Consider the following 7,030-nt stretch of genomic DNA (forward strand, 5'->3'; position numbering starts at 1 on the left):
GTTTCGTAACTGGGACCCATCTTCGTTCAAATACGTCAACTACGGTTTCCGCTGCGCTTGGTCGCCGTCCGAAGCAACCGAGAAATAAATAAGGCCCCCATCTATCTTTGTGAATAGGGTCCTTATGCACTTCAAGCTGGTACTGACTACCCGGAGATTATTTCGAAATGAACCTTCCGGGCAAAAGGCCAGGAAGATTAAACCGCCTAGAGTGACTTTCTAATATATTAAAAAGTTAAATTCAAAAGAGGTGGCGGATGAAAAACAAACCGGTAATCTTGGTTGTTGATGACCATCCCCAAAACATTGAACTTCTCGAAGCACGTCTTGTTCCGCAGGGTTATGAAATTATAAAGGCGACAAACGGTGAAGAAGCGCTGGCCAAAGCGCGACAGAATCCGCCGGACCTCATCATCAGCGACATCTTAATGCCGGTGATGGACGGATTCACCCTGTGCCGCGAGTGGAAGAAAGACGAGCGGCTGCGGCCAATACCCTTTGTCTTCTACACCGCCACCTACACCGACGATCAGGACCGGAAATTAGCGCTCAGTCTTGGTGCAGAGCAATTCCTCGTCAAACCCGATGAGCCGAAAGCCTTCATAAATACAATTCAAGAAGTCATTCGGCAAATTAAACGTCCGACCGTCGCGCCGACTGGCGGGCCGGACGAAGCGCCACCGGAAGAGGAAATCAGCTATTTGCAGAAATACAACACGGTACTAATCCGCAAGCTGGAGGACAAAACGCAGCGGGTGGAACAGGTCAACATAGAACTGAAACAGAGCCTTGCCAAGCGCAAACAGACGGAAGATAAACTACGGCAATCTTTACGCAAACTTGACGAGTCACATCAGGAAACAAAAGCTAGCTATATTGAAACCATCCATCACCTGACGGTGACCGCCGAGTACCGGGATGAAGAGACCGGTTTCCACATTAGAAGAATCGGTCACTACTCTCGGCTTTTAGCAAAGGAATTAGGACTTGCTCCAGAAAAAGTGGAAGCCATCTTCCACGCCAGTCCCATGCATGATTTGGGCAAGGTTGGAATCCCGGACAGTATCCTGCGGAAACTGACTTTTCTCAAACCGGAAGAATTTGAGATTATGAAAACTCACGCTAAAATTGGCGCGAGCATTTTTAAAGGGTCTTTTTCGGAATACCTGAAGGTTGCCGCGAAGATTGCTCTCACTCACCACGAAAATTGGGATGGTACCGGGTATCCGGCAGGGTTAAAAGGCAAAACCATTCCCATCGAAGGATGCATCGTAAAGATAGCGGATGTGTATGACGCCTTGAGAAGTAAACGGCCTTACAAACCCGCTCTCGACCATGAAACCGCCTGCCGGATTATTATCGAGGGCGACCAGAAGACCAGACCCGAACATTTTGCCCCGGTTGTATTGGAATCCTTCAAGAAGTTAGCCCCGGAGTTTGCCCGGATATTTGCGGAAAATCAATAACCCGGTCATATTCGTTGAAGCTATAACAACAAACTAGGAATGATGCCCGAGATAGTGAAGATGGTAAGAAAATTGAATATATTCTATTAACTGTGCCACCTCCATCATAAATAGATTCTACGTAAACAGATTTAATTCCCCCTCAAAGCACTACCAAAAACATTGCAGCACAATGATTTCATGAAGTGTCAGGGTGGCTTACTGGACGACGTTAGAACCTGCCTGATGAATAATCCTAACATAATACTGCCTGTTTTTTTAATATCAGCCTGATTCTATGCCCCCTTCTCTGCCTCACCAAATATAACTGCATCCTGGCGAGGTGGGGTTTAATTGAACGAAATAGATATGTTGGAGTAAAATATGACGAGATTAACGGAGAAGTCTAAAATATTTCTTTTTGATGGGTGTGAACGGAGGAAACAATGGAAACTATGGGCAGATGTATGAAATGTAAAAAATCGGTAACTATTAAAAACGGCGAAGAAGTAACAATGAAGAATAGTCGAAAGATGTTTAAGGGGATATGCCCTGAATGCGGGACTGTGGTTTGCAGAATTTTGGGCAAAGATAAATAATACAGCAGTTTTTGGGGGATTAGGCTAAAACGTTTCCTTTTGATAGGCAATTGGATTTTTCCATACATAATCTTTGTAAATAAATATGTTCAAAAAATTAGAAGAAATATTCGCCCTTGCAAAAGAGGCAGATTATGAAAAAGAATTGTTTGAGATAGTTAAAACTATTTCAAAAAAAGATTATGCATTATTGATGCCTCAGGTTGCCTTAAAATATGCTACTTATAGTAAAAGAGAAGCAGAAGAAACTCCCGAAGAAAGAAAAGAGAAGAAAATAATGGGAATGATTGTTGCAACAAAACCCAACGGGCACTATCTTCATACTGTAGATTATTTTGGGTGTGGCTGTACGGGAATTAGTTTGTTTCCGCTAATAAAAGAAAAAACCGGAAAACATGTTTTTTCAATGGCAAAAGAATGTTTGGCACATTGTTCTGTAGGTGATTTTGGTTTTGAAAAAAGTAAGTCCTGTGTATGGGAAGGTGGCAGGGCAGATGATCGATTGGCTGTAAACTCTCAAAATTTTCACGGAAATGGCGCTTCCGCAGGAAACGATGCGTTCAGGGAAAGCACAGATGCTACGGCATATATAGATTCAATCGGAGAAAGAGCAGGTTATGGAGCAGAAAGAATAATATTACAGGCAGAAGAAATTAAGAGTTTTTATCAACCAAAATCCGGAATTATCATTTACAGAAAAGGTCAAATGATACCACCATATAATTCTACCAAACAAAATATATATTTAACAACAAGATATAACTCAGGAGATGAAAAAAATGGAATTTATCCAATAAACCATGAAACTTTCAGAGGATTGGACGTAACTAATCTCTCAATTAAACAAACCATAATTTTTTTAAAAAAGTGCCGTATTCCTGTTCCTTCTTGGCTTGAGGAAAAAGCAAATTATAAGAAAAAATAATTTGTCTGATAGTTCTGCGGTTGTGACCTTCCTGACCTTCTCCCTAAAAACTGCACCATTTTATATTAGAAAGTTTGGAGTTGTGAATGCGAGGAAGTTTTCTTAGCAAAAAGACGGACAGGTTCGAACATCCCGTTAGGGTATACATAAAGAACGTTGCAGGACAACAACTTTTAACATGGATGGCTTACGGGACGACGTTAGAACCTGTTTGATGGATAATCCTACCTCTTAAAATTCCACGATGATTTGGGCGTAAACTTCTGACGCCCTGACAATCTGCTCAATCTCAACAAATTCATTATCAGAATGAGCCTGAGCTATATCTCCCGGCCCAAAAACTACGCACGGAATACCAGCTTTAGTAAACTTGCCGGCGTCTGTATCATAGTTTACACTGCAAACGTTGACTTTTCCCAGCACTCTTTTCGAGGATTTTACCATAGACTTAACTATGCGCTCATTCAAACCCAAAACCAGAGGAGGCGTATCAACCATAAAAAATTTTTCTATTTCCGCTTTAAAACATGGCATCTTCCCTCTTATTCTTCCTATTTCCGTGGATATTTTCCGAATTATGTCTTCAGGTTTTTCATCAGGAGTCAACCTGCAGTCTACCTCGATGGAACATTTGTCGGGAATTATATTTGGTGCGTTTCCGCCGTAAATTTTTCCTATATTGATTGTTGGTGAACCCAGTAATTTATGTTTTTTTGTGGCGAAATATGGCTCAACTTTATTTCTGATTAGGCTTATGACTTCATTCATCATACAAATAGCATTACCCCCTTTGTCGGGATTCGAACCGTGGGAAGACTTTCCGAAAGTATGTATCCTGAACCAGAGCCTTCCTTTGTGCGCTGTAACGATCTTTAATTTTGTCGGTTCTCCAACCACTCCTGCCGTCGCTTTAAAACCTGATTGTATTACTTTGTCTAACCCCAAACCACAAAATTCTTCATCTACTACCGCAATAAAGTAAATGTTTGCGTCTTGTTTTACTCCATTTTCCTTGATTAGCTTCAAAGCCACAAGCATAGCGGCTAACGAGCTTTTGGTGTCGCATGAACCGCGGCCGTATATTTTGCCTTCCTTCACTGTTGGAATAAGCAGATTTTTCCCCATAGGAACGGTATCCATGTGGGTTTCCAAAAGCAGGCTCCTGTAAGAATTTTTACCTGGCAGAAAACCAATTACATTGTTTCTGTTTTTTGAGACTTTCTGCAACTTAACTCTAATTCCTAATCTTTCAAGATATTCTCCTATGTATTTGCCTATTTCTCCTTCTGTGTATTCATCGCCTGACAGATTGTTTCCCATCGGATTAACACTTCTGATGGTTATCAAGTCCTTAAGCAACTTCAGTATTTCTTCTTCCTTCAATTTTCCTTTGAAGTCCATAAAATTATTTAATATCAGCAACGCCGCAAGCAACAAACATAGGAAACCCGAAACATGGGATGTTTTTGTTTGATTAGTTCTTTCTTAACACCCCGGCTAATACTTGGTTGGTAATTTCCCCGTTGTAAACAGCCAGCCCTGACTTCAAATCGGAATATAACGCCCTCGGCTGGTCAAGTTCGTACAAATCGCCTCCGGTTTCCGCCAGCGCCAAAATGTAAGGCGCGGTGGCGTAGTTTAAAGCGTAAGTGGATGTTTTGGGGACGGCGGCGGGCATATTGGGTACGCAATAATGGATGATGTGGTTAATTTCATAAACCGGATGATTGTGGCTGGTGGGACGACTGGTTTCAAAACAACCACCCTGGTCGATGGCCACATCCACCAGAACCGTCCCTTCTTCCATCAATTTCAGGTCTTCTTTCAAAATTACCCTGGGCGCGGCGGCGGCCGGAATGAGAACTGCACCGATGATTAAGTCGGCGGCCTTGATTTCTTTCAGAAGGTTCTCCTGATTAGAATAAATAAGACGACAGTTAAAAAGAAGAACGGATTCCAGGTAACGCAGTCTCTCCAAATTGACATCAAGGATGGTAACCTCGGCACCCAAGCCGGCGGCTATCCGGGCCGCGTTGATGCCGACCACACCGGCGCCGATGACGATTGCCTTACCCGGAGCTATTCCGGCTGCCCCGGAAAGGAGAAGCCCCTTGCCGCCGTTGTTTTTTTTCAGGTATTCGGCGCCTTCCTGGGCGGCCAGCCGTCCGGCAATTTCGCTCATCGGTGTAAGCAAAGGGAGATTACCTTTATGTTCCACCAGTTCGTAAGCAAGGCAGTTGACCCCTTTTTTGATGAGGACATCGGTCATAGAGAGATTGGAGGCGAAATGAAAGTAGGTAAAAAGAATCTGGTCTTTTCGGAGCAACCCGTATTCGGCTTCTTGCGGTTCTTTAACCTTTATTACCAAATTGGATTCTTTCCAGATTTCGGCTGCAGAAGAGAAAACCTCCGCGCCAGCTGCCTGAAACATCTGGTCTTTTATTCCAGCCAGCAGTCCTGCATTTTTTTCCACCAGAACCCGGTGGCCTTTTTCCTTGAGTTTGGCAATAGTGGAAGGAATAAGACCTACCCGCGTCTCTTCGGTTTTGATTTCTCTTACGGTACCAATAGTCATAGGATCCTCCAATTAAAAACTCTGTATACCAAAAATCTTTTAGGGTGGCTTACGGGACGACGTTAGAGCCTGTTTGATGGGTAATCCTACCATAATATTACCTATTTTTTCAATACCAGCCTAATTTTACGCCGCCTCCGCACCCGACGATCCAGTCGTAGCTAACTTTCAACGAAATAAGTAATTTATTGGCTGGAGGTATTACCGGAAAATGAAAAATATTGTGGTATAATTAATATAGCGATTCAAAGATTAAAACATCAAAACCCCCAAATAAAACCTACACAAAATGGCTTATATATGATAAACCTTTTTTTTAAAATATTCAGAACTTCAAAAAATATAACACCCACAAATACTGCCGGTCGCGAGCAGTTGGAAATCATTGCTGTCGGTGAAAAAATACAGGATAAAGTAAAACGCTTGTTTCATGGGTCCCTTGCCATAAGACAAATAGATGCCGGTTCCGATAACGCCTGCGAACAAGAACTCGTTGCCCTGTCTAATTGTTTTTATGATATTGAACGTTTTGGAATTCATTTCGTTGCCTCTCCAAGACACGCCGACATGCTTTTGGTAACCGGCCCGATAACACGGAACATGGCAAAAGCGGTTAAAAATGCTTACGAGGCAACACCTGACCCTAAAATTGTGGTAGCAATCGGTGATGACGCCATAAACGGAGGCATCTACAAAGGTTCTTATGCGATTTTAGACGGCGTAGATTCAGTAATACCGGTGCATTATTGCATTCCGGGAGACCCGCCCTCGCCTAAAACAATCCTTTGCCACCTGCTCAATATTCTTGAAACATTAGATACCGGACAATAATATGTTAGAAATTATCACTTCACCGATAAGTTTTTTTGCCTTGCTTTCGCTGTTTGCCATAGGCGCAGCAGGCTCTTTATTGTACAGAAAAGACGACGCATCTGCCAATATATGGAGTAATTTTTTTGCAGTAGCGGGTTCTTTATGGGGATTTATTTTCTCAATTTCAAAAATCATTACGGGACAAGATATGTTTTTGACGTTTAATACGCCTCTCTTTCCATTTTTTTCTTTATCTTTTCACATTGACATGTTGTCTGCTTTTTTTATTTTTGTTATTTCCCTAATCGCTCTTTTTTGCTCTATTTATAGTGTCGGATATATAAAACATTTTTATAAAAAATACAGCATTAGCTCCCTGGGATTTTTTTATAACCTGTTTATTCTTGGCATGTTGCTTGTCGTATCCGCATCAAACGGAATATTTTTTCTTATTGCCTGGGAAGTAATGTCCGTAGCATCATACTTTCTTGTTATCTACGACCGCGATAACAAGAACAACGTTAAGGCCGGATCGCTCTATCTTATAATGATATTATGAAAGGACTACCTCCAGAGTTCTGATTAATGTTACAATCAGTCCCAAAATACAAGGAGGCAGCCCTATGGAACAAGGATACCATATCGGTATTGATTTGCACAAAAGATTTTCGCA

7 protein-coding genes are annotated in these 7,030 nt (G+C 42.0%); 5 read left to right on the forward strand and 2 right to left on the reverse strand.

Features of this window, described 5'->3' with window-relative positions; genetic code table 11:
* The first annotated feature begins 257 nt into the window (after nt 1–257).
* The 3 genes from WC310_05660 to WC310_05670 all read left to right on the forward strand — a co-directional run bounded on the left by WC310_05660 (nt 258) and on the right by WC310_05670 (nt 2,969).
* Complete coding sequence (locus WC310_05660; GenBank protein MFA5359267.1) at nt 258–1,466, forward strand: HD domain-containing phosphohydrolase; 1,209 nt, start codon at nt 258–260, stop codon at nt 1,464–1,466.
* 446 nt (nt 1,467–1,912) lie between these two features.
* Nucleotides 1,913–2,044 (forward strand): DUF5679 domain-containing protein, encoded by a 132-nt coding sequence (locus tag WC310_05665; protein ID MFA5359268.1) that lies wholly within the window; start codon nt 1,913–1,915, stop codon nt 2,042–2,044.
* Between the two features lie 85 nt (nt 2,045–2,129).
* Complete coding sequence (locus WC310_05670; GenBank protein ID MFA5359269.1) at nt 2,130–2,969, forward strand: hypothetical protein; 840 nt, start codon at nt 2,130–2,132, stop codon at nt 2,967–2,969.
* 231 nt (nt 2,970–3,200) lie between these two features.
* Here the strand turns inward: WC310_05670 and WC310_05675 are convergent, their stop codons facing one another.
* The gene (locus tag WC310_05675; GenBank protein MFA5359270.1) at nt 3,201–4,370 is read right to left on the reverse strand and encodes a M20 family metallopeptidase; all 1,170 of its coding nucleotides are present in this window, start codon (nt 4,368–4,370) and stop codon (nt 3,201–3,203) included.
* 73 nt (nt 4,371–4,443) lie between these two features.
* Entirely contained in the window at nt 4,444–5,544 is a 1,101-nt protein-coding gene (gene ald / locus WC310_05680; GenBank protein ID MFA5359271.1) for an alanine dehydrogenase, read from the reverse strand.
* Nucleotides 5,545–5,844: 300 nt separating this feature from the next.
* Between ald and WC310_05685 the strand changes: the two genes are divergently transcribed.
* Nucleotides 5,845–6,375, forward strand: a complete 531-nt coding sequence (locus WC310_05685) for a formate hydrogenlyase (protein ID MFA5359272.1) — start codon at nt 5,845–5,847, stop codon at nt 6,373–6,375.
* Between the two features lies 1 nt (nt 6,376).
* Complete coding sequence (locus WC310_05690) at nt 6,377–6,916, forward strand: hypothetical protein (protein MFA5359273.1); 540 nt, start codon at nt 6,377–6,379, stop codon at nt 6,914–6,916.
* Nucleotides 6,917–7,030 lie beyond the last annotated feature (114 nt).

The organism is Patescibacteria group bacterium, from assembly GCA_041653535.1.
GTDB lineage: Bacteria > Patescibacteriota > Patescibacteriia > JACRDY01 > JACRDY01 > JBAZFH01.